1 pseudogene is annotated in these 327 nt (G+C 72.5%); it reads left to right on the top strand.

What is annotated here, in order from left to right:
- Positions 1 to 327, top strand: a pseudogene (locus tag FHP29_RS21505) (DUF222 domain-containing protein); the annotation flags it as partial.

Here is a 327-nt window from a genome sequence, read left to right as displayed (position 1 = left end):
CACGCCGCCCACCACCAGCCCCGCGAGCTCAAGCGTCTCGGGCGGCGGATTCTCGACGTGGTCGCTCCTGAGGTCGCCGAAGCCGAGGAAGGGCGACGCCTCGAAGCCGAGGAACGCAAGGCCAGGGAGAGGGCGTCGCTGCGGTTCCGCGACCTGGGCGATGGCCGGACCCGGATCTCCGGGACCCTGCCCACGCCCGTGGCGCAACGTCTCCAGCACTACCTGCAGGCCTACACCGCGCCGCGCCAATCCACGCCCTCGTCCACCGGGGAGCGGGTGCCCCAGCATCGTGCCTACGCCGACGCCTTCGCCGCCCTGCTCGAACTG

It is taken from the genome of Nocardioides albidus, assembly GCF_006335005.1.
GTDB classification, from domain to species: domain Bacteria; phylum Actinomycetota; class Actinomycetes; order Propionibacteriales; family Nocardioidaceae; genus Nocardioides; species Nocardioides albidus.
The sequence above is the reverse complement of the archived record's forward strand: the minus strand, read 5'-3'. Positions and strand labels throughout refer to the sequence as shown.